Here is a 24978-nt window from a genome sequence, read left to right on the forward strand (position 1 = left end):
AAGTCCTGTAAACTGCATGACTTTGAAGTCTTTTTCGCGTCCGTCGTTCCGTCCTTGCTGCAAGAGGCCGGGAATCCGGGCGCGTCCGCTCTGACCCGGACCCCCGCCATGCAGAAAGAAACCGAAATCAAATTGCGCGCCAGCCGCGAGACCCTCGAAGCCCTGCGCGAGCATCCCGCGCTGAAGAAGCGCAACAAATCCGGCTGGGAGCCCCGCGAGCTGTTCAACCAGTACTACGACACCCCGGCCCGCGACCTGGCCCGCGCCCGCGTCGCGCTGCGCATGCGCAAGGACGGTGAGCAGTTCATCCAGACCCTGAAGACCCGCGGCCAGAGCGTCGCCGGTCTGTCCGAGCGCAACGAGTGGGACTGGTACCTGGAGAAGAACAAGCTCGATCTGAAGAAACTCGACGACCAGTGCTGGCCGGCCGCCCTCGCCGACCTGGACAAGAAGAGCCTGAAGCCGATCTTCAGCACCGACTTCACCCGCCAGCGCGCCGAGATCGCCTGGGGCCGCGGCAAGGCCAAGGTGGTGATCGAAGCCGCGCTGGACCTGGGCAAGGTCGTCGCCGGCAAGCAGGAAGAGGAAATCTGCGAGCTGGAACTGGAACTGCGCCAGGGCGAGCCCGAGGCGCTGCTGGAGCTGGCCATCGAACTCGCCGCGGACCTGGCGCTGATGCCCTGCGACATCAGCAAGGCCGAGCGCGGCTACCGCCTGTTCGACCCGGCCAGCTACAGCATCCAGCCCGACACCCAGAAGCTGCTGCACGAAACCCCGCTGGACGGCGCCTTTGCCGCGCTGTCCTGGTCGCTGCTGGGCAGCAGCCAGCGCCTGGCCGAGCAGTACCGTTTCAATGGCCACTGGAGCCTGCTGGAAAGCTGGCTGCAACAGCTGGTCGACCTGCGCGCCCTGCTCGGCAGCCTCGGCCAGGCCGTGCCGCGCGCCACCACCCGCGAGCTGCGCGCCGCCCTCGACGCGCTGATCGCCGACTGGCAGCCGCGCATCGAGCAGGGCCGCCACGACGAATCGGTGCGCCAGCAGATGCCGGCAGTCTTCCGCGAGGAACTGGCCAATCTGCGCTGGGGTCAGTTCTCCCTGAGTACCTCGCGCTGGCTGCTGGGCAAGGCCTGGACCCTCGAGCGCAACGAGCGCGCCAACCGCCTGGGCGGCGCCGCAGTGGGCAAGTGGCTGCAGCGCACCCTCGCCGAAGAGGCCCAGGGCATGCCGCTGCAGCGTGCCCAGCACCTGCCCGAAGTACTCGCCGACCAGCTGCCGCGCCTGCAGCGCATGCTGGTCTGGCTGCGCCTGGCGCGCGGCGTACTGGAGCTGCCGGAAACCGACCGCCTGTATGGCGAACTGGCCAAGCTGCAGGAGCTGCTCGTCACTCCCGACGCCGAGGGGCGCCTGGATGCCCTCGCGGCCCAGGCCCATACTGTGCTGACCCTCAAGCCGTGGAAGGCGCTTTTGAAATAAGCTGGGCCGGCATTGTTGCGGGCCTGCCGGCCCGCCACTGAAACAGGGAGTCCGCATGTCCGTCTTTGCCCCATCCGCCCAGGACCGTCCGCTCGATCTGGGCGATATCCTGCGCGAGCTGGTCAACCAGGGCCGCGTCGATCAGAACGACGCCGAACAATGCCTGGCGATCCGCCGCAGCGCCGTGAAGAACCAGCAGCACCCGCTGGAATTCCTCGCCGCGCAGCAGGTCGAGGACCGCCAGCGGCCCGGGCGCAAGCTGGACCTGGACACCCTGGTGAAGTGGCTGGCGGACTATGCCGGTCAACCCTACCTGCGCATCGACCCGCTGAAGATCGACGTCGCCGCCCTCACCCCGCTGATGTCCTACGCCTTCGCCCAGCGCCACCACATCCTTGCGGTGGCGGTCGCCCCGGACGAAGTCACCATCGCCAGCGCCCAGCCCTTCGTGCACGCCTGGGAGAGCAACCTCACCCACGTCCTCAAGCGGCCGATCAAGCGCGTGGTGGCCAACCCGGCGGACATCCAGCGCTTCACCGTGGAGTTCTACCGCCTCGCCAAGTCGGTCACCGGCGCTACCTCGTCGGACCAGAAGATCAGCGGCGTCGGCAACTTCGAGCAGCTGCTCAACCTGGGCGCCAGCGACCAGGAGCCCGATGCCAACGACGCGCACATCGTCACCATCGTCGACTGGCTATTCCAGTACGCCTTCCAGCAGCGCGCCAGCGATATCCATATCGAGCCGCGCCGCGAGCAGGGCACGGTGCGTTTCCGCATCGACGGCGTGCTGCACAACGTCTACCAGTTCCCGCCGCAGGTCACCATGGCGGTGGTCAGCCGCCTGAAGTCCCTCGGCCGGATGAACGTCGCCGAGAAGCGCAAGCCGCAGGACGGCCGGGTGAAGACCAAGACCCCGGACGGCGCCGAGGTGGAACTGCGCCTGTCGACCCTGCCCACCGCCTTCGGCGAGAAGATGGTGATGCGTATATTCGACCCCGAGGTGCTACTCAAGACCTTCGACCAGCTCGGCTTCTCGCCCGACGACCTGCGCCGCTGGGAAAGCATGACCAGCCAGCCCAACGGCATCATCCTGGTCACCGGGCCGACCGGCTCGGGCAAGACCACCACGCTCTACACCACGCTCAAACAACTGGCGACCGACGAGGTGAACCTGTGCACCATCGAGGACCCGATCGAGATGATCGAGCCCTCGTTCAACCAGATGCAGGTGCAGCACAACATCGACCTGACCTTCGCCAGCGGCGTGCGCGCCCTGCTGCGCCAGGACCCGGACATCATCATGGTCGGCGAGATCCGCGACCTGGAGACCGCCGAGATGGCGATCCAGGCGGCGCTCACCGGCCACCTGGTGCTCTCCACGCTGCACACCAACGACTCGCCCACCGCCATCACCCGTCTGCTGGAACTGGGCGTGCCGTACTACCTGATCCGCGCCACCGTGCTCGGCGTCATGGCCCAGCGCCTGGTGCGCACCCTGTGCCCGCATTGCAAGGCACCGATGGAGCTGCACGAGGAAGACTGGCAGGAAGTCACCCGCCCGTGGAACGCCCCGCTGCCCACCGGCGCACACCAGGCCGTCGGCTGCCTGGAATGCCGCGACACCGGCTACCGCGGGCGCGCCGGGGTCTACGAGATCATGCTGCTGAGCGAGTCGCTGAAAGAGCTGATCACCGCCGACACCGACCTCATCCCCCTGCGCCGCCAGGCCTACAAGGAAGGCATGCGCAGCCTGCGGCTGTCCGGCGCGCAGAAGGTCGCCGCCGGCCTCACCACCATCGAGGAAGTGCTGCGGGTGACGCCGCAGAGCGAGCAGAAGTAAGCCGCCCGTCAGTCGCCTGAGGAAAAGTCCGCCGGCGACTGCTGCACTTTCCCGCATGCCCGCCTGGCGTGCCGGTTAAACTCGACCCTCACTCAATCCACGCCAGACAAGGAGTCCTCCGCATGGAAATCGGCAGTGTTGCCCTGCTTTTCGTCATCCTCGCCATCGTCATCGTCCTCATGGGGTTCAAGGTCGTCCCCCAGGGCTTCGAATGGACCATCGAGCGCTTCGGCCGCTATACCGTCACCCTGAAGCCGGGCCTGAGCATCATCATCCCGGTGGTCGACCGCGTCGGGCAGAAGATCAACATGATGGAGCGCGTGCTCGACGTGCCGCCGCAGGAGGCGATCAGCGCCGACAACGCCATCGTGCAGATCGACGCCGTGTGCTTCTTCCAGGTGGTCGACGCCGCCCGCGCTGCCTATGAGGTGAGCGGGCTGGAAAACGCCGTGCGCAACCTGGTGATGACCAACATCCGCACCGTGCTCGGCTCCATGGAGCTGGACCACATGCTCAGCCAGCGCGACGCGATCAACGAGCGCCTGCTGCGCACCGTCGACGAGGCCACCGCGCCCTGGGGCCTGAAGGTCACCCGCATCGAGATCAAGGACATCAGCCCGCCGGCCGACCTGGTGGAAGCCATGGCCAGCCAGATGAAGGCCGAGCGCCTCAAGCGCGCACAAATCCTTGAAGCCGAAGGTCGCCGCGCCGCGGAAATCCTCACCGCCGAGGGCAAGAAGCAGGCGCAGATTCTCGAAGCCGAAGGCCTGCGCCAGTCGGCCTTCCTCGAATCCGAGGCGCGTGAGCGCCAGGCCGAAGCCGAAGCCAAGGCGACCCAGGTGGTCTCCGAGGCCATCGCCAGCGGCAACGTGCAGGCGATCAACTACTTCGTCGCGCAGAAATACGTCGACGCCCTCGGCCAACTGGCCAGCTCCAACAACAGCAAGATCGTGCTGATGCCGCTGGAGGCCAGCCAGGTGATCGGCGCGGTCGGCGGCATCGGCGAGATCGTCAAGGCCACCTTCGGCGAAACCAAGGGCCGCAGCTAATGGCCGGCTTTCTCCAGAACCTCGGCTTCTGGGACTGGCTGGGCCTGGGCATCGTCCTGCTGATCCTGGAAATCTTCGGTGCCGGCGGCTACCTGCTGTGGATCGGCATCGCTGCCGCGCTGACCGGCGTGCTGGCCTTCCTGCTGCCGGGGCTGGACTGGGTCTGGCAGTGCCTGGCCTTCGGCGTGCTGGCGATCCTCACCGCGCTGTACTGGTGGAACCACCAGCGCATCAACAAGCGCGACGCCGTCCCCTCCAGCCTGAACCGCCGCGGCAGCGAGCTGGTCGGCCGGCAGTTCGCCCTGCATGACGCCATCGTCGGCGGCCGCGGCAAGATTCGCGTCGGCGACAGCGTGTGGCTGGTCAGCGGGCCAGACCTGCCAGCCGGCACGCAGGTGCGCGTGACCGGGCAGGATGGCGTGCTGCTGCTGGTGGAGCCCATCCTCTAGGAGCCCCTCACCCTAACCCTCTCCCAAAGGGAGAGGGGACTGTACGGTATCGGCTGAAATGACAGCGTCAGCCGGCACGATCGGCCCCCTCTCCCTCCGGGAGAGGGCTGGGGTGAGGGGATAGACTGGCACGGACTATCCAGCCACCCACAAAAAAGCCCGCCAATCGGCGGGCATTTTCATTGGCGCAAGACTCAGCTCGCTACGGGCTGCGCCGGAGCGCGGCGGTAGGCCCAGACCATCAGCGCGATGCCGCCCAGGACCATCGGCACGCACAGCACCTGGCCCATGGTCAGCCAGCCCCAGGCCAGGTAGCCCAGTTGGGCATCTGGTACGCGGACGAACTCGACGATGAAGCGGAAGATGCCGTAGCACAGCACGAACAGGCCGGACACCGAGGCAGTCGGGCGCGGCTTGCGGGTGAACAGCCAGAGCACGACGAACAGCGCCACGCCTTCCAGCGCGAACTGATAGAGCTGCGACGGGTGGCGCGGATACGGGCCGCCGGTGGGGAAGATCATCGCCCAGGGCACGTCGGTCACCTTGCCCCACAGCTCGCCGTTGATGAAGTTGCCGATACGCCCGGCGCCCAGGCCGATCGGCACCAGCGGAGCGATCAGGTCCATCAGCTGGAAGAAGCTCTTGTTGTTGCGCTTGCCGAACCACCAGGTGGCCAGCATCACGCCGATCAGCCCGCCGTGGAACGACATGCCACCCTTCCACACCTCGAAGATCAGCGTCGGGTTGGCGATGTACTCATCCAGGTTGTAGAACAGCACGTAGCCCAGGCGACCGCCCAGGACCACGCCGCACGCCACCCAGAAGACCAGGTCGGAGAGTTTCTCCTTGGTCCAGGTCGGGTCGAAATCCTTCAGCTTGCGCGACGCCAGCAGCCAGGCGCCGCCGATGCCGATCAGGTACATCAGGCCGTACCAGTGGATTTTCAGCGGCCCGAGTGCAACGGCAACCGGGTCGATCTGTGGATAAGGCAGCATCCGCTTCTCCTAGCAGGAACTCAGATCAGGAAACTCAAGCCCACGCTGAACAGCAGCAGGGCGAACAAACGCTTGAGCACCAGGGGTGGCAGGCGATGGGCCAGCCGTGCCCCGATGCGGGCGAAGAACATGCTGGTGACGGCAATGCCCACCAGCGCCGGCAGGTAGACGAAGCCCAGGCTCAGCTCCGGCAGCTTGTCGTTGTGCCAGCCGACGGCGATGAAGGATATCGCGCCGGCAATGGCGATCGGCAGGCCACATGCCGAGGAAGTCGCAACCGCCTGTTGCATGGAGACGCCACGCCAGGTCAGGAAAGGCACGGTCAGCGAGCCGCCGCCGATGCCGAAAATGGCTGAGGCCCAGCCCACCACGCCGCCGGCCACGCCCAGGCCGAAACGCCCCGGCAGGTCGCGCGCGCCCTTGGGCTGCAGGCCCAGCACCATCTGCAGCGACACCAGGATGGCGAAGATACCGATGATCTTCTGCAGCACCGGGCCCTGGATCTTCGATGCGGTGATCGCCCCCAGCGCGCTGCCGACCAGGATGCCGACGGTCATCCAGCCGAACACCTGCCAGCGCACCGCGCCACGTCGATGGTGTTCGAGGATCGAATTGATCGAGGTGAAGACGATGGTCGCCAGCGAAGTGCCGACCGCCATCTGGGTCAGCACGTCGGGCGAGAAACCGTGGGCGCCGAAGCTGAAGACCAGGGCCGGGACGATGATCAACCCGCCGCCAACGCCGAACAGGCCGGCGAGCACGCCAGCGCAGGCACCAAGCACCAGGTAGAGCACGAACTCCATGGGCAACCTCGGGCAACAAAGCGGGCATGGTAGCCGAAGGCTCCCGGGCGCTCCAGCCACTCCGGGTCTTCGCTGGATGTTGATAGACTGCCGGCACACTACGGAGTTCGACCCATGTGCCTGATCGTCTTCGCCTGGCGCCCTGACCACGCCACGCCGTTGATCGTTGCGGCCAACCGCGACGAGTTCTACGCCCGCCCGACCCTGCCGCTGGCGGCCTGGGAGGATCATCCCGGCGTGCATGCCGGGCGCGACCTGGAAGCCGGCGGTACCTGGCTGGGGGTGGCGCCGGACGGCCGCTTCGCCGCCCTGACCAACGTCCGCGACCCCGGCCAGCCGGTGGGCAAGCACTCCCGTGGCGAGCTGGTGGCGACCTTCCTGCAAGGCCGGCAGGCACCCCTGGAGTACCTGCAGAAGGTCGCGCGCCGCGCGGCGGACTACAGCGGCTTCAACCTGCTGGTCGGCGACCGCAGCCAGCTCTGTTACTTCAATCCCCGCGTCGGCCCGCCAGTGGCGGTGGCGCCGGGTGTGCACGGGCTGTCGAATGCCGCGCTGAACACGCCCTGGCCCAAGCTGATCAAGGCACGCAGTGCGCTGGACTCAGCACTGGAGCAACCCGATACCGGCTCTCTGCTCGCCCTGCTGCGCGACAATCAGCAGCCCGGCGATGCCGAACTGCCGGAAACTGGCGTGGGCCTAGCCACCGAGCGGCTGCTGTCCAGCGTGTTCATCGCCAGCGCGAACTACGGCACCCGCGCCAGTACGGCGCTGATCGTGCATGCCGATGGACGCCGCGAGCTGCTGGAACACAGCTTCGGCCCCAGCGGGGCGCGGCTGGGCGAAGTGGCGCTGACGCTCTAGCAGAGGACGATGCAGTCGCGCTGCGCCTTGGCGCGATAGAGCCCTTCGTCCAGACGGCGCAGCAGGCCCATAAGGTCTTCGCCGAGCTTCATCTCAGTCACCGAGAAGCTGGCGGTGAGTTGCGTCGGCAGCGAGACATCGGCCCGGCGCAGGCTCATCCGCAGCCGTTCGGCCAGCTCGCGGCCGGCCTCGCCGGTGGTTTCCGGCAGCAGGACGATGAACTCCTCGCCGCCCCAGCGGGCGAAGCAGTCTTCCTCGCGCAGACGCCGCCGCACCACTTCGGCCACCGCCACCAGCACGCGGTCGCCGGCCTGGTGGCCGAGGCTGTCGTTGATGCGCTTGAAGTGATCGAGGTCGAACATCATCAGCGAGCAGCCGTGGCCGTGGCGTTGCAGACGCTGCCATTCGGCGTGCAACTGCTGCTCGAAGCGCCGCCGGTTGGCGATCTGCGTCAGCGGGTCGATTTCCGACAGGCGCAGGGCAACGGCGGCTTGCTCGGCCAGCGCCTGGTTGGCCTTGCGCAGGGCGGCGGTGCGCTCCTGCACCAGGTATTCCAGGCTCAGGTTGAGCTGGTGCAGCTCGTGGTTCTTCTCCTGCAGCGCCAGCTCGGCGAGCTTGCGCTCGTGAATGTTGCGATGGGCGCCGACCATCCGGGTCGGCTTGCCCCCTTCGTCGAACTCGAAGAAGCGCCCGTGATCGCTGATCCACAGGTAGTTGCCGTCCTCGCAGCGGCAGCGGTACTCCTCACGATAAGCACCGCTGCGCCCCTCGATGTAGGCATTGAAGGCGAACATTACCCGTTCGAAGTCATCGGGATGGATGCGTTCGTGCCAGGTATTGACGTTCTCGGGGAGGCTGTCCGGGTCGTAGCCGAGCATGACGTACCAGCTCGGGCTGCGGGTGACATGGTTGCTGCGGATATCCCAATCCCAGATGCCGTCGCTGACCATGCTCAGCGCATAGCGCAGGCTGCGCACACCGGCTTCGGGCTCCGTGCGGGGGGTGACGTCGAGCTCTTCCATAAGCTTCGCCTTGGCCAGTGAGCCGGCCTTGTTTCCTACGAGCCTGCCGGTAATGCACGGTGCCGGCAGGGAATGCGCCCGGCGTCAGGCCTGGATGGTCGCCGCCGGGTTGATCACGCGGCCCAGGCCGAGGTTGCGCAGGGCCAGGTGCAGCGAGCTGTGGATAACCTGCGGGTTGTCGAAGGTCATCAGCTGGGTGAGCAGTTCGCGGGAGCGGGACAGGGTCATCTGGCGCAGCAGCCACTTCACCTTGGGCAGGTTGGTAGCGTTCATCGACAGCGAGTCGAAGCCCATGGCCATCAGCAGCACGGCAGCCGCCGGGTCGCCGGCCATCTCGCCGCAGATGCTCACCGGCTTGCCTTCGGCGTGGGAGTCGTCGACCACCTTCTTCAGCGCCTGCAGCACGGCCGGGTGCAGGTAGTCGTAGAGGTCGGCGACGCGCGGGTTGTTGCGGTCCACCGCCAGCAGGTACTGGGTCAGGTCGTTGGAGCCGACGGAAAGGAAGTCCACCTGGCGCGCCAGTTCGCGGGTCTGGTACACGGCCGCGGGGATCTCCACCATCATGCCGATCGGCGGCATGGGGATGTCGACACCTTCGTCGCGCACTTCGCCCCAGGCGCGGTGGATCAGGTGCAGCGCCTCTTCCAGCTCGTGGGTGCCGGAGATCATCGGCAGCAGGATGCGCAGGTTGTCCAGGCCTTCACTGGCCTTGAGCATGGCGCGAGTCTGCACCAGGAAGATTTCCGGGTGGTCGAGGGTGACGCGGATGCCGCGCCAGCCGAGGAAGGGGTTGTCTTCCTTGATCGGGAAGTACGACAGCGCCTTGTCACCGCCGATATCCAGGGTGCGCATGGTCACCGGCAGCGGGTGGAAGGCGGAAAGCTGCTCGCGGTAGATGGCGAGCTGTTCCTTCTCGCTGGGGAAGCGGTCGTTGATCATGAACGGCACTTCCGTGCGGTACAGGCCGACCCCTTCGGCGCCGCGCTCCTGGGCGCGGGCCACGTCCGCCAGCAGGCCGGTGTTGACCCACAGCGGCATGCGATGGCCGTCGAGCGTCTCGCAGGGCAGCTCGCGCAACGCGGCCAGGCCCTTGCTCAGTTCCTTCTCTTCGGCGACCACTTCGCCGTACTGCTTGACCAGCTGCGGCGACGGGTTGGTGTAGATCTCGCCGTGGTAGCCGTCGACGATCAGGTCGATGCCGTCGACCTTGGAATACGGCAGGTCGACCGCGCCCATGACGGTCGGGATGCCCATGGCGCGGGCGAGGATGGCAACGTGGGAGTTGCCCGAGCCGAGTACCGAGATCAGGCCCACCAGCTTGCCTTCGGGCACTTCGCCGAGCATGGCCGGCGACAGCTCCTCACTGACGATGATGGTCTGGTCCGGGTAGGTCAGCGACTGCTTACGTTCTTCCTGGAGGTAGGCCAGGATGCGCCGGCCGATGTCCTTGACGTCCGATGCGCGCTCGCGCAGGTAGGCGTCGTCCATCAGTTCGAAGCGCTGCACATGCTCCATGACCACCTGGCGCAGGGCGCCCTGCGCCCACTGGCCGGTGCGGATGATGCGTTTGACTTCCAGCCCGATGGAGGCGTCGTCGAGCATCATCAGGTAGACGTCGAACAGCGCGCGCTCTTCCTTGCGCAGCTGGGTAGCCAGCTTGCTGGAGAGGTTGCGCATGTCCTCGCGGACCGATTCCAGCGCCTGCTTGAAGCGCTCGACCTCGGCCTCGACGTCGTCGATGGGTTTGTCCGGGACTACTTCGAGATCAGCCGGCGGCAGCACCACCACGGCCTTGCCCACGGCCACGCCGGGGGCGCCGGGGACGCCGACGAACTTGGCTTCGCTGATGCCCTTGCCCATCTTGCCCAGGCCGCGGATCGAACCGGTGGCCTCGGCGTGGGCGATAACGCCGGCGAGCTGTGCGCTCATGGTGACGAGGAAGGCTTCCTCGCCTTCGTCGAACTGGCGCTTTTCCTTCTGCTGCACCACCAGAACGCCCATCACTCGACGGTGGTGGATGATCGGTGCGCCGAGGAAGGAGGCGTAGCGTTCCTCGCCGGTCTCGGCGAAGTAGCGGTAACGGGGGTGTTCGGAGGCGTTCTCGAGGTTCAGCGGCTCTTCGCGGGTACCGACCAGGCCGACCAGGCCCTCGTTGGGCGCCATGCTGACCTTGCCGATGGAGCGCTTGTTCAGGCCCTCGGTGGCCATCAGCACGAAGCGGTTGCTCTCGGGGTCCAGCAGGTAGACCGAGCACACCTGGCTGCCCATGGCCTCCTTGACCCGCAGCACGATGATGCCCAGCGCCGCCTTGAGGTCCTTGGCGGAGTTCACTTCCTGGACGATCTTACGCAGCGTGTTGAGCATGGCGTGGGGGTCTAACTCCTTGAACTACGTGCTAGTCGCGCGCGAGCAGGCGCGGTGCCAATTCCTTCAGTGCCCGGCGGTAGACCTCGCGCTTGAAGGTCACGACCTGGCCCAGCGGGTACCAATAACTCACCCATTTCCAGCCGTCGAATTCGGGCTTGCCGGTGACATCCATGCGCACCCGGCTTTCCTCGCCGGTCAGGCGCAGGAGGAACCACTTCTGTTTCTGCCCGATGCACAGCGGCTGGCTGTTGGTTCGCACCAGGCGTTGCGGCAGGCGGTAGCGCAGCCAGCCACGGGTACAGGCCAGTATCCTGACGTCCTGCTCTTCCAGGCCGACTTCTTCGTTCAGTTCGCGGTACAGCGCTTCCTCAGGGGTTTCGCGGGCGTTGATGCCGCCCTGGGGAAATTGCCAGGCTTCCTGGTTGATGCGCCGTGCCCACAGGACCTGTCCGACATCGTTGCAAAGGATGATGCCGACATTGGGGCGAAAACCATCGGGATCGATCACGGCGGTACATCCTCGAAATCGCGTGTGCCCGCATTGTTCCACAAAGCTTGTGACAGCGGCAACGCGGGCTGCGGCGTCCTGTGCTGGGTGGGCAAAAGCCGTTACTCTAGGCGACTTTTCCGTATTGGCAACTGGCGGTAAACCATCGTGCGACTGGCTCTCTTCGATCTCGACAACACCCTCCTGGCCGGCGACAGCGACCACAGCTGGGGCGAATGGCTGTGCCAGCGCGGGCTGGTGGATGCCGGCGAGTACCAGGCGCGCAACGATGCTTTCTACGCCGACTATGTCGCCGGCACCCTCGATGTGTTCGCCTACCAGGCCTTCACCCAGGCGATCCTCGGCCGCAACAGCCTCGACCAGCTGGCCACCTGGCATCGCCAGTTCATGCAGGACGTCATCGAGCCGATCATCCTGGCCCGCGGCGAAGCCCTGCTGGCCGAGCACCGCGCTGCCGGCGACAAGCTGGTGATCATCACCGCCACCAACCGCTTCGTCACCGGCCCGATCGCCGAGCGCCTGGGCGTGGAGACGCTGATCGCCACCGAGTGCGAGATGCTCGATGGCCTCTACACCGGCCGTACCTGCGACGTGCCGTGCTTCCAGGGCGGCAAGGTGACCCGCCTCAACCGCTGGCTCGAAGAGACCGGCCTGAAGCTGGACGACGCCTATTTCTACAGCGACTCGCGCAATGACCTGCCGTTGCTGGAACTGGTGGCCAACCCGGTCGCCGTCGACCCCGACGACACCCTGCGTGCCACCGCCACCGAGCGCGGCTGGCCGGTGATCAGCCTGCGCGGCTGAGCGCTGGTCAACCTGCGCTGAAGGCTCAGAAGCCCTTGTTGACCATCAGGTAGAAGATCGCCAGAAAGGCCAGGAACGCCGGCCAGCCCAGGGCGAACCACCAGCGCATATAGAGGAAGGCCCGCGGCGGCAGCGCCGTGCCTTCCCGGTGCGCGGCTTCGGCCATGTCCCGCACGCGGATCTGCAGCCACACCACCGGCAGCCAGCAGGTGCCCGCGAACACATAGAGCGCCAGGCTCCACAGTAACCAGCCCGAATCCAGCGGCCAGCCGGCCATGTGCGCCATGGCGATGCCGCTCAGCGGCTGGAACACCGCCGTGGTGGCGATGAACAGCCAGTCCGCGGTGACCAGGTGGCGGAAGGTGATGCGGATCGCTTCCAGGTTACCGCTGCGCCAGGCGCGCCAGCTGTAATAGGCCGAGCCGAGGCCGGTGCCGAACAGCAGCGTGGAAGAGAGGATGTGCAGGGTCTTGAGCAGCAGGTAGAGGTTCACGCGGCGTGCTTCACACCGGCTTGCTGATCATCAGCACCAGGATGGCGATCACGCACAGCAGCGCGAGCACGAAGAAGGCCAAGCCGAACTTCCATTGCCGTGCGGCGCCGGCGGAGATCGGTTCGCCACTGCTCTGCGCCACCAGCGCCAGGTCGCGGATGCGCCACAGGCGGGTGGTGAACAGCAGCCAGAAGACAGTCGCGACGATCAGCAGGCAGGCGCTACCCAGCAACCAGGTCTGCCCCAGCGGCCAGCCGATGGTCTGCACCATGCGATAACCGGTGACCGGCAGGCTGGCGACGCTGCCGGCGACCAGCACCCAGCCGATGAGGCCGATACGTTGCAGCGCCTTGGCGATCACTCCGGCGTCGCCGCCACGCCAACTGCGCCAGCCGTACCAAGCCAGGCCGATGATGGCCAGGAACGGCAGCACCGCGGCAATGCCGTGGAGGATGCGGAAGGTCTGCAGGCTTTCCATTTCAAGTCCCTGTGATCGTGCGGCGTTCCGACAAGCCTAGCAGCAGACGCACGGCCCTTGCCTGCTCCTCAGCCGAGGAACAGGCGGTAGGCCGGGTTGTCCGTCTCGTCCCAGTAGGGGTAGCCGATCTCTTCCAGTGCAGCCGCCACCAGGTGACGCTCGTCTTCCGGCACCTGCAGGCCCGCCACGACGCGACCGTCGGCGGCGCCATGGTTGCGGTAGTGGAACAGGGTGATGTTCCAGCGCCCGCCCAGGCGGTTGAGGAAGTTGAACAGCGCGCCGGGACGCTCGGGGAACTCGAAACGGAACACCTGCTCGCCGGAAACCCGCGGCGAGTGGCCCCCGACCATGTGGCGGATGTGCAGCTTGGCCAGCTCGTTGTCGGTCAGGTCCAGCACCGGGAAGCCCTGCTCCTGCAGCTGCTGCACCAGCGCCGCACGCGGGTCGTTCTCCGGGTGGGTCTGCACGCCGACGAAGATGTGCGCTTCGCTGTCGGTGTTGTAGCGGTAGTTGAACTCGGTGATCTGGCGCTTGCCGATGGCCTCGCAGAAGGCCTTGAAGCTGCCCGGACGCTCGGGAATGGTCACCGCGATGATCGCTTCGCGCTTCTCGCCCAGCTCGGCACGCTCGGCCACGTGGCGCAGGCGGTCGAAGTTGATGTTGGCGCCCGAGTCGATGGCGACCAGGGTCTCGCCCTTCACGCCTTCGCGCTCGACGTACTTCTTGATCCCGGCCACCGCCAGCGCGCCGGCCGGTTCGGTGATCGAGCGGGTGTCGTCGTAGATGTCCTTGATCGCCGCACAGATTTCGTCGGTGCTGACGGTGATCACCTCGTCAACGTAGTCCTTGCACAGCTCGAAGTTGTGTTTGCCGATCTGCGCCACCGCTACGCCGTCGGCGAACAGCCCGACCTGGCCGAGCACTACGCGCTCGCCAGCGGCCATGGCGGCCTGCAGGCAGTTGGAGTCGTCCGGCTCGACGCCGATGACCTTGATTTCCGGGCGCAGGTATTTGACGTACGCGGCGATGCCGGCGATCAGGCCGCCGCCGCCGACCGGCACGAAGATCGCGTCGATGCGGCCGGGGTTCTGGCGAAGGATTTCCATGGCCACGGTGCCCTGGCCGGCGATCACGTCCGGATCGTCGTAGGGGTGGATGTAGACGTAGCCCTTCTCTTCCACCAGCTTCAGCGAGTGCGCCAGCGCATCGGGGAAGGCGTCACCGTGCAGCACGGCCTTGCCGCCACGGGCGCGCACGCCCTGGACTTTCAGCTCCGGCGTGGTGCGCGGCATCACGATGGTGGCCTTGATGCCCAGCTCGCGGGCGGCCAGCGCCACGCCCTGGGCATGGTTGCCGGCGGAGGCGGTGACGACGCCGCGGGCGAGTTCTTCCGGGCTCAGCTGCGCCAGCTTGTTGTAGGCGCCGCGAATCTTGAAGGAGAACACCGGCTGCAGGTCTTCGCGTTTCAGCAGAATCTGGTTGCCCAGGCGCTCGGAGAGCTGGCGGGCGGGCTGCAGGGGCGTTTCCACGGCAACGTCGTAGACACGCGAGGTGAGGATCTTCTTGACGTATTGTTCGAGCATCGGAAGGGCTATATCGGCGGCTTTTCGAGGAACCGCGAGTCTACTCCAGCCGGCGCCGGCCGGGCCACCGAACAATCCGCGCGCAGATGACCATAACAGTTGCCCGGCGGCGCAACACCGCCCCGCCTTCGGCCGCTATAATCCGCCCTTTCGATTATTCCCCGGCGCTTTCGCGTCCAGCCAGGTAAAAGACCCCTCGCCATGAACCAGGATCAGCTCAAGCAGGCTGTGGCCCAGGCCGCCGTCGACCACATCCTTCCGCACCTCGACAGCAAGAGCATCGTCGGCGTGGGCACCGGCTCCACCGCCAATTTCTTCATCGACCTGCTGGCCAAGCACAAGGCCGAGTTCGACGGCGCCGTGGCCAGCTCCGAAGCCACCGCCCAGCGCCTGAAGGGCCACGGCATCCCGGTCTACGACCTGAACACGGTCAGCGAGCTGGAGTTCTACGTGGACGGTGCCGACGAAACCAACGAGCGCCTGGAACTGATCAAGGGCGGCGGCGCCGCGCTGACCCGCGAGAAGATCGTCGCCGCGGTCGCCAAGCAGTTCATCTGCATCGCCGATGCCAGCAAGCTGGTGCCGATCCTCGGCGGCTTCCCGCTACCGGTGGAAGTCATCCCCATGGCCCGCAGCCACGTGGCGCGCCAGCTGGTGAAACTGGGCGGCGACCCGGTGTACCGCGAGGGCGTACTGACCGACAACGGCAACATCATCCTCGACGTGTACAACCTGCGCATCGACAGCCCGGTGCAGCTGGAAGAAGCGATCAACAACATCGTCGGCGTGGTCACCAACGGCCTGTTCGCCACGCGTCCGGCCGACCTGCTGCTGCTCGGCACCGCCGAAGGTGTGAAGACCCTCAAAGTCTGACGCCCTCGGGCGCCATCCACCGGGTGGCGCCTTCCGCAGCACCTGCGGCCGTCTACGCTGGGATGATCCAATCCGCCCCAGGAGACGCAGCATGGCCGCCAAGTACCATCTGAAGAAGGCCAGCGATGGCCAGTTCTACTTCAATCTGCACGCCAGCAACGGCGAGATCGTCCTGACCAGCGAGCTGTACAAGGCCAAGGCCTCGGCTCATCAGGGGATCGACTCGGTACGCAGCAACTCCCAGCGCGAAGGCGCCTTCGAAGTGAAGATCGCCAGCAACGGCAAGCACTACTTCGTGCTCAAGGCCACTAACGGCCAGGTCGTCGGGCAAAGCCAGATGTACGCCAGCAAGGCCAGCGCCGACGCCGGCGTGGCGGCGGTTAAGCGCTACGCGCCGGATGCGCCGATCAGCGATGACACCTGAGCCGCCGCACGCCCCTGCAACTCCTCGATGGCGAAGGGCTTGGAATTGATCTGCAACCGACCTGGCAACGAACGCGGCGCCGAAGCCTGCCTCTCCAGGACCGACAGGCAGGCCTGCGGATCATCCAGCGGCAGCTCGCCCAGCACCTCCAGCGGCAACTCCCACCAGCGGCTGGCCAGCAGCCGCTCGATCAGCGGCTGTTCGAAGCGGTAGCGGATCACCCGCGCCGGGGTCCCGGCGACGATGGCATAGGGCGGCACGTCGACATTGACCAGCGACTGCGCGCCGATGATGGCGCCGGTGCCGATGCTCACCCCGTCGAGAATCAGTACGTCACGGCCGATCCAGACGTCATGGCCGATCACCGTGGGGCGATAGGGGTGCTCACGCTTGATCGGGCGTTTGATCAGCCTGGCGTTGGAGGCGAAGTGGTGGGTGGTCAGCCAGTCGATCGGATGCGACTGGCGCGCCTGGCCGATCACCACATCGGCGGCGATGGAGCAGTAGCGGCCGATCTGCGCCACGTCGAGAAACTCGCAGCCGCTGACCACGTCGGTATAGGCACCGATCTCCAGTTCGCGGGAAAAGATCTCCGCCTTGCCGAGCTTCACCCCCGGTTCGAGGATCAGCTTCGCGCCGTCGCGCAGCGACTTGATGCCGCTGGAGAGGCGGCAGCGGTGGCTGGCCAGCGCCTTGTTCAGGCGCCGATTGAGCAGGGCTTCCTTGATGACATTCATGGACGCTCCGGTTCGACGCCACTTTTTTCCGAGGGCGCAAACTGTATCGCTTTTGTTACTGCGACTCCACGGGAACGGATTTGCGGAACACATAGAAGAGGTTCGGCTCGCTGACCAGGTACAGCGTGCCCTGGTCGTCCATGGCGATACCCTCGGCCTGCGGCACACTGCGGCGCAGACCCTGCATGCCGCGCAGCAGCGACAGCGAACTGATCGGTTCACCATCGGCGCTCAGTTCCAGCACCAGCCGGGATTCGTCGGACAGTGCCAGCAGGTGGCCGCTGCGCTCGTCGTACTGCAGGCTGGAAAGGTCGCGGACGAACAGGTTGCGGTTGTGCTTGAGGTCTTCCACCACGTGTACGGTGATGGGCTGCTGCGACTGCTCGTAAGGGAAGCCGCGCACCTCGTAGATGTGCACCGGCTTGCGCTCCTTGGCGACGAACAGGCGCTTGCCGACCGAGTCGTAGGCCAATCCCTCGAAACCGCTATTGCCGCCGCGCCCCAGGGCCAGGGCGAGCTGCTGGGCGTCCTCGACGCGCAGATCTGTCGTGTCGTCGCGTAATTCGACGCGGATCAGCCGCTGGTGGGTCTCATCGCTGATCACATAGACGTTGCGGCTGATGTATTCGATCGCCTCGGGATCGCCGAAGCCATGCAGCTCGATCTTGCGCAGCACCTTGCCTTCCAGCGACAGCTCGATGATCTGCGGCTGCTTGTTGGTCACGGTGAACAGGGTCTGCCGGTCCGGATCGTAGGTCAGTGCCGAGACATCGTCCTCCAGCCCCTGGATCGGCAGCGCCTCCAGCACGACGCGGTAGTCGGGCAGCCAGAGGGATTTGTCCTGCCACTGCGCCGCATGCCGCCATTCGCTGAACTTGAACCAGGCGCGCTCGTAGAGCCGCAAGCTCTGCCCCAGCGCCAGCAGCGCGGCAAGGGCGAGCAGCGCCAGCAGCAGGAACAGACGACGGGGTTTGAGCAGACGACGCATGGCGGACTCGGGGATGAGGTTGGCATGGCAGAGTGACAGCAGCGCCTGAAGCCAAACTTAAAGGCCGCAGGCAGGCTAGAGTCAGGTTAGTGCAAGACCGCTCGACCCTCTCGCTCCTCTGTAGAAGGCAACCCGATGGTCCAGTCCCTGCTCCCCGAACAGCGCCAGCAAGCCACGCTGCACACCGTGGTGCTGGCCACCGAAGTGCTGCACCACGCCGGTGTGCCACGGCCGAAGCTGCTGGAAGGCAGCGGCATCGGCGAGGCGGACCTGCTGACCCCGGAGAAACTGATCACCCACGCCCAGGAACTGCGGGTGTTCGCCAACGCCCTGAACTGCCACCACGATCCGGCACTGGGCCTTTATCTCGGCTTGCGCATGCACGTCTCGGCTTACGGCATCCTCGGCTACAGCATGCTAGCCAGCCGCACCCTGCGCGATGCGCTGCAGCTGGCGCTGTCGTTTCCCGAGCTGCTCGGCACCTATTTCCGCCTGGCGTTGACGCCGCAGGGCGACGAGGTCCACCTGACCGCCGACGGTTACCGCTACGCGCCGGAGCTGACGGTATTCAACACCGAGCTGTGCCTGACCTCGCTGCTGACGGTGATCCGCGACCTGCTCGGTGAGTCGGTGCGGCCGCGTCGGCTGCTGCTGGCCTATCGACCGCCATTGCATGCCGAGACCTACACCGAGCGCCTGGGCTGCCCGGTGGATTTCGGTGCACCCACCAGCGCGCTGTGTTTCAGCCCGGCGCTGCTGGACCGACCGCTGCCGCTGGCCGACCCGGTCAGCTGTCACAACGGCGTGCAGCAGTGCCTGCGCATGAGCGGCATGCTCAGCGCCCGTGGCGATGTGCTCGACCAGTTGCGCCAGCACCTCGCCAGCCACCTGCAGGACACCGCCAGCCTGGACACCGTGGCGCGCCACCTGCACCGCTCCACCCGCACCCTGCGCCGCCACCTGCAGCAGCAGAACACCAGTTATCAACAGGTGCTCGACGAGGTGCGCTTCGACCGTGCGCGGCAATTGCTCAAGGACACCGACCTGCCGATCTACCTGATCGCCGAGCAGCTCGGCTACAGCGAGACGGCCAGCTTCCGGCATGCCTTCCAGCGCTGGAGCGGGGCGAGCCCGAGCCTGTATCGAGGCTGAGGGGCGGGCCGGGAATACCCTCTCCCCAGCCCTCTCCCTGAAGGGAGAGGGAGCTGTCCTCTGCATCACCACCCCCGCAGAGTCAGCCGGCTAACACTCCAGTTGCAGCGCGTTCCGGATAGTCCCCTCTCCCTTCGGAGCGGGGCGCGCAGCCAGGGTTAGGGAGAGGGCCGGGGCCAAGCCTGGACGCCGAATCCAATCCGTTCGCGAGCAAGCTCGCTCCTACGAAAAGCCTGGGAAACGACACCCCGCTGACGCCCGAAATCCAGCATTCCAGCGCGTATTTTCAACTTGGCCTGATTTATCCCTTATTGGCCTGATCTATCGTTCTGCGCATCCCGCGGCTTGGTCATTATCAATCCGCAGCTAGGTGAAACGGTCCTAGAAACCGTAAAACCTCAACAATAACAACTGCTTAACTGCATGGTACAAGCATGACCAGCGCGATCACCATCGAGCGGATATGCATGGAGTTCGGTACACCCGGACAAGGCCTCAAGGCCCTGGACGACGTGTCACTGGAAATCCGCGCCAACGAGTTCTTCACCCTCCTCGGCCCATCGGGCTGCGGCAAGACCACCTTGCTGCGACTGATCGCCGGCTTCGAACAACCCTCCTCCGGCAGCATTCGCCTTTACGGCGACGCGATGGAAGGCCTTCCGCCCTTCAAGCGCCCGGTCAATACCGTCTTCCAGAGCTACGCCCTGTTCCCGCACATGACCGTGGCGGAGAACATCGCCTTCGGCCTGGAAATGCAGGGCAAGCAGCGCAGCGACATCGACGCCACCGTGCAGAAGATGCTCGACCTGGTGCGCCTGCCCGACGTCGGCAAGCGCCGCGCCGACCAGCTCTCCGGCGGCCAGCAACAGCGCATCGCCCTGGCCCGCGCCCTGGCCAGCCGGCCCAAGGTGCTGCTGCTCGATGAATCGCTGTCCGCGCTGGACCTCAAGCTGCGCAAGGAAATGCAGATCGAACTCAAGCGCCTGCAGCACGAGACCGGGATCACCTTCATCTTCGTCACCCACGACCAGGAAGAAGCGCTGACCATGTCCGACCGCATCGCGGTGATGAGTCGCGGCAAGGTCATGCAGATCGGCACGCCGACGGAAATCTACGAGGCGCCGGTCAATCGACTGGTGGCCGACTTCATCGGCGAGACCAACTTCCTCGAAGGCGAATCCAGCGGTGACAGCGTGCGCCTGGCCGACGGCCAGGTGCTGCCGGCCGCCACCACCTTGCCCGGCAAGGTGACCCTGGCGATCCGCCCGGAGCGCACCGAGCTGGCGCAGGATGGCCAGCTCGAAGGCGTGGTCGAGAACATCGTCTACGTCGGCACCGACACCGTGTACCACCTCAATGTCGCCGGTCAGGGCGGCTTCCGGGTCCGTCAGCAGAACCGCGACGGCGCCCATTCCACCCACGCGCCCGGCGCGCGGGTGCGGGTCCGCATTCCCGCCACCGCCATCCGGGTGCTGGCCGAATGAGTACACTGCGCGCACAAGCGGAACGCCAATCGCTGCTCAAACGCCTGGCCCTGACCAGCCCGGCGATGATCATGCTGATCGTGTTCCTGGTCCTGCCGCTGGGCATCATGTTCGCCGTGTCGATCCAGGCACCGGGCGACTACGGCGGCGTGAAGTGGGGCCAGCACACCGTCGAGGCCTACATCAACTTCCTCTGGGAACGCGACCTGGACGACAGCCTGGCGTTCAACGCCGACTACCTGGGCATCTTCCAGCGCTCGTTCTGGCTGTCGATCCTGACCACGCTGGGCTGCGTGCTGATCGGCTTCCCTACTGCGCTGTACCTGGCGCTGCAGGACGAGCGCCGGCGCAACCTGCTGCTGTTCCTGGTCACGGTACCGTTCTGGACCAACCTGCTGGTGCGGGTCTATGCCTGGATGCTGCTGCTGCGCAACGGCGGGCTGATCGACGAAGGACTGCACGGGCTGGGCTTCTCCAACGCTTCCCTGGGCATCCTCTACACCGACAACGCGGTGATCATCGGCCTGCTCTACACCTACCTGCCGTTCATGGTCCTGCCCATCTACACCAGCCTGGAGAAAATGGACTGGCGCCTGGTGGAAGCGGCCTTCGACCTTGGCGCCAACCGCTGGAAGGCGCTGAAGCGGATCATCATCCCGCTGGCCATGCCCGGCATCGTCGCCGGCTGCATCCTGGTGTTCATCCCCTCGCTGGGCAGCTACATCATTCCCGAGCTGCTCGGGGGCGGTAAGTCGCTGATGATCGGCAACCTGATCCAGCTGCAGTTCGGCACGGCGCACAACTGGCCGTTCGGCGCGGCGCTGTCCTTCGCCCTGCTGGCCTTCGTGCTGCTGGCGATGCTGATCTACAGCATGCGCTTCAAACAGGGCACCGCGGGAGGTCACCCATGAAGTCGGCCAACCCGCTCTGGCGCTTCACCGGGGTCCGCCCCGCCGCCTGGCTTTTCTTCGCCTTCCTCTACATCCCGATCTTCGTGCTGGTGGTGCTGAGCTTCAACAGCGGCCAGTCGGCGACGCTGTGGGAAAGCTTCAGCCTGAAGTGGTACTCGGTGGTGGCGGACGACCCGGAGATCCTCCGCGCGGCGAAGAACTCGCTGATCGTCGCCACCCTCGCCACCCTGGTCGCCACCACCCTGGCCACGCTTGCCGCACTGGGCATGCGCGGTCGCACGTTCCGCGGGCAGACGCTGATGAGCGGCGTACTGGGCCTGCCGCTGCTGGTGCCGGAGATCGTCACCGCCGTGGCGACCCTGATGTTCTTCGCCTTCATTGGCCTGAAGCTGTCGCTGTTCACCATCCTGCTGGCGCACATCGTGTTCTGCATTCCGTTCGCCTACCTGCCGATCCGCGCCCGTCTCGAAGGCATGGACCCCAGGCTGGCGGAAGCGGCGGCGGACCTCTATGCCTCGCCATGGAAGACCTTCTGGAAGGTGACCTTCCCCCTGCTGACGCCGGGGATCGTGTCCGGTGCGATGCTGGCGTTCATCATCTCGATGGACGACTTCGTCATCACCTACTTCGTCGCCGGCGCCGGGGCCACCACCCTGCCGGTGTACATCTTCAGCTCCATCCGCATGGGGATTTCCCCGAAGATCAACGCCATATCTTCAATAATACTGTTGATTTCCATCGCGTTCGTTGCGTTGTCGTACTACGTCGGCCAGCGTCGCCGCTGACCTCCTGCCGCCAATCAAAACAACATTGCAAGGAGCTTCACCGATGAAATTCCGCCGTACCCCCATCGCCCGCGCGTTCGTCGCCGCCAGCCTGCTGCTGGCTGGCAGCGCCCATGCCGACGGCACCCTGCACTTCGCCAACTGGTCCGACTACTTCCCGCCGGAGCTCTTGAAGAAGTTTGAAAAGGACACCGGCATCCACGCCACCCTGGACTCCTACGACAGCAACGAGACCCTGCTGGCCAAGCTCAAGGCCGGCGGCGGCGCCTACGACGTGGTCGTGCCGTCCGACAGCTTCATCGAGATCTTCGTCAAGGAAGGCCTGCTGCAGAAGCTCGACAAGTCGCAGCTGCCGAACCTGGCCAACCTGAAGGACAAGTTCAAGACCCTGTCCTACGATCCGGGCCACGACTACTCCATCCCTTACCTGTGGGGCACCACCGGCTACAGCTACGACAGCGCCAAGGTACCGGGCGGCAAGCTGGATGAAAGCTGGAAGCCGTTCTTCGAGCCGCCGGAAGAGCTGAAAGGCAAGGTGGTTGCGCTCAACTCCATCGAGGAACTGTACGCCCCGGCGTCCTACTTCCTGGGCATCGACGAGTGCACCGAAGACCCGAAAGAGGCGGCGAAGATCCAGGACCTGCTGCTCAAGCAGAAACCGATGCTGGCCATGTACAACAGCGACGGCACCATCGAGCGCATGGCAGCCGGCGAAGTCTCCATGCACCAGCAATGGAACGGCGCCTTCCACCGCGCCCACGCCCAGCGCGCCAGCCTGGTCTACGTCTATCCCAAGGAAGGCGTGCGCCTGTTCATCGACAACCTGACCATTCCCAAGGACGCCACCAACATCAAGGAGGCCCACGCCTTCCTGAACTGGATGATGCAGCCTGAGAACATCGCCCTGGCCTCCAACTTCGCCAAGTACAACAACGCGATCGAAGGCTCGGACAAGTTCATGGACAAGGAGCTGTTCGACGACCCGGCGATCAACACCCCGGCGGACAAGCTGGACCGCCTGAAGCCCTTCAAGCTGTGCTCGCCCAAAGCCCTGCAGCTGCGCTCCAAGGTCTGGACCAAGCTGAAGAAATGACCTGCAAGTCACCCGGCGCGGCGGTGCGCGCCGGGTGACCCTGACAGCCAATTTGGCCATTTCGATCCCTTTTTGACCCTTTGCAGGGTTCTGCCCGGCACCCCTGGTTGCTAGAGTCGGGCGGCTCGCGCAGGGAGCGGCTGGAAAGGCGGCCAGCCCTTGCACCATCACAGATGGCGCAGGGATTTCCCGAGGGAACGCGAGCGCGTTATCCACAAGAACAAATGCCCCGAGAACGCCCATGACCAGCTTTTGCGTCAACCTGCAGCACACACCCTCATTCCTCGCGCGTCGTCAGCGCTGCGGCTGAGCCGCAAGCCGACGACTTCAGGACGGCCACCGAACGCCGCCCGCCCGCAAGCCATCATAAAAATCGCGAGGATTCCCCCATGGCCAGCCAACACAGCGCCAGCACTGCACACGTTCAACAAAGCACTCAACACAATACGCAGCACGGCACTCCGGCCAACGCCGACGCCCGCCTGAAACGCGTCCTGGGCCTGCCCGCCCTGGTCTTCTTCGGCCTGGTCTACATGGTCCCGCTGACCATGTTCACCACCTACGGCGTGGTCACCGAGATGACCGGCGGCCGTACCGCCAGCGCCTACCTGATCACCCTGCTGGCGATGCTGTTCACCGCGGCGTCCTACAGCTTCATGGTGCGCAAGTACCCGATTTCCGGCTCCGCGTACTCCTACACCAGCCTGAGCTTCGGCCCGGTGGTCGGCTTCCTCTCCGGCTGGTCGCTGCTGCTCGATTACCTGTTCCTGCCGATGATCAACTACCTGCTCATCGGCCTGTTCATGAACATCGCCTTCCCGGAAATTCCGGCCTGGATGTTCGTGGTCGCCTCCATCGCCCTGGTCACCGTGCTCAACGTGGTCGGCATCAGCCAGGTCGCCGGCATGAGCAACGTGATCGTCGGCGCGCAGCTGGTGTTCATCGCGGTGTTCGTGGTCATGTCGATCAAGACCCTGGCCGGCGGCGCCGCCATCGACTTCAGCCTGCCCTTCGTCGGTGACGGCAGCCAGCCCGGCTTCGCCCCGCTGATGGCTGGCGCTGCGGTGCTGTGCCTGTCGTTCCTGGGCTTCGACGCGGTCTCGACCATGGCCGAGGAAACCCGCGACGCCCGCCGCGACATCCCCCGCGCGATCATCATCACCACCGTCATCGCCGGCCTGATGTTCACCCTGCTGGCGATCATCAGCCAACTGGTATTCCCCGGCAGCGTGTTCCAGAACGCCGACTCGGCGGCCAACGAAGTGATGCTCAAGGCCGGCGGCCAGTTCCTCGGCAACTTCTTCACCTCCGCCTACATCGCCGGCTGCATCGGCTCGGCGCTGGCGTCCCAGGCCTCGGTGTCGCGCATCATCTTCACCATGGGCCGTGACGGCATCCTGCCGCGCAGCCTGTTCGGCACCCTGCACGCACGTTTCCAGACTCCGGTGGTGGCGATCCTGGTGGTGTCCGCCGTGTCCCTGCTGGCGGTCGTGCTGGACCTGACCACCCTCGCCTCGATGATCAGCTTCGGCGCGCTGGTGGCCTTCTCCGTGGTCAACCTGGCGGTGATCCGTACCTACCTGGGCGTCGAGCGCCGTCGCGGCGCGAAGAACATCCTGGTCTACGGGGCGATCCCGTTCATCGGCCTTTGCCTGACCCTGTGGCTGTGGACCAGCCTCTCGCAGCTGACGCTGATCGTCGGCCTGAGCTGGTTCGCAGTCGGCTTCGCTTATCTGGCGGTGCATACCGGCGGTTTCCGTCGCAAGGCACCGAGTGTGAATTTCGAGGAAAACGCCTGACGGCAGA

General features: G+C 65.7%; 24 protein-coding genes. 14 read left to right on the plus strand and 10 right to left on the minus strand.

Annotation, left to right across the window (positions count from 1 at the left end):
* The first annotated feature begins 108 nt into the window (after positions 1 to 108).
* The 4 genes from QO207_RS07870 to QO207_RS07885 all read left to right on the plus strand — a co-directional run bounded on the left by QO207_RS07870 (position 109) and on the right by QO207_RS07885 (position 4811).
* Positions 109 to 1473, plus strand: a complete 1365-nt coding sequence (locus tag QO207_RS07870) for an inorganic triphosphatase (protein WP_301531917.1) — start codon at positions 109 to 111, stop codon at positions 1471 to 1473.
* Positions 1474 to 1528: 55 nt separating this feature from the next.
* Positions 1529 to 3313, plus strand: coding sequence for a GspE/PulE family protein (locus QO207_RS07875; protein ID WP_301531918.1), 1785 nt, complete (start codon positions 1529 to 1531; stop codon positions 3311 to 3313).
* A 122-nt stretch (positions 3314 to 3435) separates the two neighbouring features.
* Positions 3436 to 4362: an SPFH domain-containing protein gene (locus QO207_RS07880; RefSeq protein WP_301531919.1), complete on the plus strand. Its 927-nt coding sequence runs from the start codon at positions 3436 to 3438 to the stop codon at positions 4360 to 4362.
* Positions 4362 to 4811, plus strand: a complete 450-nt coding sequence (locus QO207_RS07885; RefSeq protein WP_301531920.1) for an NfeD family protein — start codon at positions 4362 to 4364, stop codon at positions 4809 to 4811. The genes QO207_RS07880 and QO207_RS07885 overlap by 1 nt, the downstream gene beginning before the upstream one ends.
* Before the next feature lie 194 nt (positions 4812 to 5005).
* Here the strand turns inward: QO207_RS07885 and lgt are convergent, their stop codons facing one another.
* Positions 5006 to 5806 (minus strand): prolipoprotein diacylglyceryl transferase, encoded by an 801-nt coding sequence (lgt, locus tag QO207_RS07890; RefSeq protein WP_301531921.1) that lies wholly within the window; start codon positions 5804 to 5806, stop codon positions 5006 to 5008.
* Between the two features lie 20 nt (positions 5807 to 5826).
* A complete protein-coding gene (locus QO207_RS07895) occupies positions 5827 to 6609 on the minus strand; it encodes a sulfite exporter TauE/SafE family protein (RefSeq protein WP_301531922.1) in 783 nt (260 codons plus the stop codon).
* A gap of 114 nt (positions 6610 to 6723) precedes the next feature.
* On the opposite strand from QO207_RS07895, the gene QO207_RS07900 reads away from it, so the two are divergent.
* Positions 6724 to 7470: an NRDE family protein gene (locus QO207_RS07900; RefSeq protein WP_301531923.1), complete on the plus strand. Its 747-nt coding sequence runs from the start codon at positions 6724 to 6726 to the stop codon at positions 7468 to 7470.
* On the opposite strand, the gene QO207_RS07905 is transcribed toward QO207_RS07900, so the two are convergent.
* The 3 genes from QO207_RS07905 to QO207_RS07915 all read right to left on the minus strand — a co-directional run bounded on the left by QO207_RS07905 (position 7467) and on the right by QO207_RS07915 (position 11367).
* Positions 7467 to 8492 carry a sensor domain-containing diguanylate cyclase gene (locus QO207_RS07905; RefSeq protein WP_301531924.1) on the minus strand — a complete coding sequence of 342 codons (1026 nt, stop codon included), beginning with the start codon at positions 8490 to 8492 and terminating at the stop codon, positions 7467 to 7469. The genes QO207_RS07900 and QO207_RS07905 overlap by 4 nt on opposite strands.
* 84 nt (positions 8493 to 8576) lie before the next feature.
* The gene (gene ptsP / locus QO207_RS07910; RefSeq protein WP_301531925.1) at positions 8577 to 10856 is read right to left on the minus strand and encodes a phosphoenolpyruvate--protein phosphotransferase; all 2280 of its coding nucleotides are present in this window, start codon (positions 10854 to 10856) and stop codon (positions 8577 to 8579) included.
* 31 nt (positions 10857 to 10887) lie between these two features.
* Entirely contained in the window at positions 10888 to 11367 is a 480-nt protein-coding gene (locus QO207_RS07915; protein WP_045215602.1) for an RNA pyrophosphohydrolase, read from the minus strand.
* A gap of 147 nt (positions 11368 to 11514) precedes the next feature.
* Between QO207_RS07915 and QO207_RS07920 the strand changes: the two genes are divergently transcribed.
* Positions 11515 to 12171 (plus strand): HAD family phosphatase, encoded by a 657-nt coding sequence (locus QO207_RS07920; RefSeq protein ID WP_184587787.1) that lies wholly within the window; start codon positions 11515 to 11517, stop codon positions 12169 to 12171.
* Positions 12172 to 12196: 25 nt separating this feature from the next.
* Here QO207_RS07920 and QO207_RS07925 read toward each other — a convergent pair whose 3' ends face one another.
* From QO207_RS07925 to ilvA, 3 genes are all read right to left on the minus strand, one after another.
* Positions 12197 to 12664: a DUF2269 domain-containing protein gene (locus QO207_RS07925; RefSeq protein ID WP_301531926.1), complete on the minus strand. Its 468-nt coding sequence runs from the start codon at positions 12662 to 12664 to the stop codon at positions 12197 to 12199.
* 10 nt (positions 12665 to 12674) lie between these two features.
* Positions 12675 to 13142: a DUF2269 domain-containing protein gene (locus QO207_RS07930; RefSeq protein ID WP_301531927.1), complete on the minus strand. Its 468-nt coding sequence runs from the start codon at positions 13140 to 13142 to the stop codon at positions 12675 to 12677.
* A gap of 68 nt (positions 13143 to 13210) precedes the next feature.
* Positions 13211 to 14737 carry a threonine ammonia-lyase, biosynthetic gene (gene ilvA / locus QO207_RS07935; protein ID WP_301532079.1) on the minus strand — a complete coding sequence of 509 codons (1527 nt, stop codon included), beginning with the start codon at positions 14735 to 14737 and terminating at the stop codon, positions 13211 to 13213.
* Positions 14738 to 14926: 189 nt separating this feature from the next.
* Here ilvA and rpiA point away from each other — a divergent pair, with 189 nt between their 5' ends.
* Together rpiA and QO207_RS07945 are read left to right on the plus strand one after the other, a co-directional pair.
* Positions 14927 to 15598, plus strand: coding sequence for a ribose-5-phosphate isomerase RpiA (gene rpiA, locus QO207_RS07940; protein WP_301531928.1), 672 nt, complete (start codon positions 14927 to 14929; stop codon positions 15596 to 15598).
* A gap of 91 nt (positions 15599 to 15689) precedes the next feature.
* Positions 15690 to 16022 (plus strand): YegP family protein, encoded by a 333-nt coding sequence (locus tag QO207_RS07945; RefSeq protein WP_301531929.1) that lies wholly within the window; start codon positions 15690 to 15692, stop codon positions 16020 to 16022.
* Here the strand turns inward: QO207_RS07945 and QO207_RS07950 are convergent.
* Both QO207_RS07950 and QO207_RS07955 read right to left on the minus strand, forming a co-directional pair.
* On the minus strand, positions 15986 to 16759 hold the full coding sequence (locus QO207_RS07950) for a CatB-related O-acetyltransferase (protein WP_301531930.1): 774 nt from the start codon (positions 16757 to 16759) through the stop codon (positions 15986 to 15988). The two genes, QO207_RS07945 and QO207_RS07950, sit on opposite strands and share 37 nt — an antisense overlap.
* Before the next feature lie 55 nt (positions 16760 to 16814).
* Positions 16815 to 17747: an SdiA-regulated domain-containing protein gene (locus QO207_RS07955; protein ID WP_301531931.1), complete on the minus strand. Its 933-nt coding sequence runs from the start codon at positions 17745 to 17747 to the stop codon at positions 16815 to 16817.
* A gap of 135 nt (positions 17748 to 17882) precedes the next feature.
* Here QO207_RS07955 and QO207_RS07960 point away from each other — a divergent pair, with 135 nt between their 5' ends.
* The 6 genes from QO207_RS07960 (at position 17883) to QO207_RS07985 (ending at position 24971) form a co-directional block, all read left to right on the plus strand.
* Entirely contained in the window at positions 17883 to 18899 is a 1017-nt protein-coding gene (locus QO207_RS07960) for an AraC family transcriptional regulator (protein ID WP_301531932.1), read from the plus strand.
* A 434-nt stretch (positions 18900 to 19333) separates the two neighbouring features.
* Positions 19334 to 20383, plus strand: coding sequence for an ABC transporter ATP-binding protein (locus tag QO207_RS07965; RefSeq protein WP_301531933.1), 1050 nt, complete (start codon positions 19334 to 19336; stop codon positions 20381 to 20383).
* Complete coding sequence (locus QO207_RS07970) at positions 20380 to 21294, plus strand: ABC transporter permease (protein ID WP_301531934.1); 915 nt, start codon at positions 20380 to 20382, stop codon at positions 21292 to 21294. The genes QO207_RS07965 and QO207_RS07970 overlap by 4 nt, the downstream gene beginning before the upstream one ends.
* On the plus strand, positions 21291 to 22079 hold the full coding sequence (locus QO207_RS07975) for an ABC transporter permease (RefSeq protein WP_301531935.1): 789 nt from the start codon (positions 21291 to 21293) through the stop codon (positions 22077 to 22079). Before QO207_RS07970 ends, QO207_RS07975 begins: the two co-directional genes overlap by 4 nt.
* Before the next feature lie 43 nt (positions 22080 to 22122).
* Positions 22123 to 23172: an extracellular solute-binding protein gene (locus QO207_RS07980; RefSeq protein ID WP_184587762.1), complete on the plus strand. Its 1050-nt coding sequence runs from the start codon at positions 22123 to 22125 to the stop codon at positions 23170 to 23172.
* A gap of 389 nt (positions 23173 to 23561) precedes the next feature.
* Positions 23562 to 24971, plus strand: coding sequence for an APC family permease (locus QO207_RS07985; protein ID WP_301531936.1), 1410 nt, complete (start codon positions 23562 to 23564; stop codon positions 24969 to 24971).
* Positions 24972 to 24978 lie beyond the last annotated feature (7 nt).

Origin of the sequence: Pseudomonas sp. CAN1 (genome assembly GCF_030462585.1) — a bacterium.
GTDB lineage: Bacteria > Pseudomonadota > Gammaproteobacteria > Pseudomonadales > Pseudomonadaceae > Pseudomonas.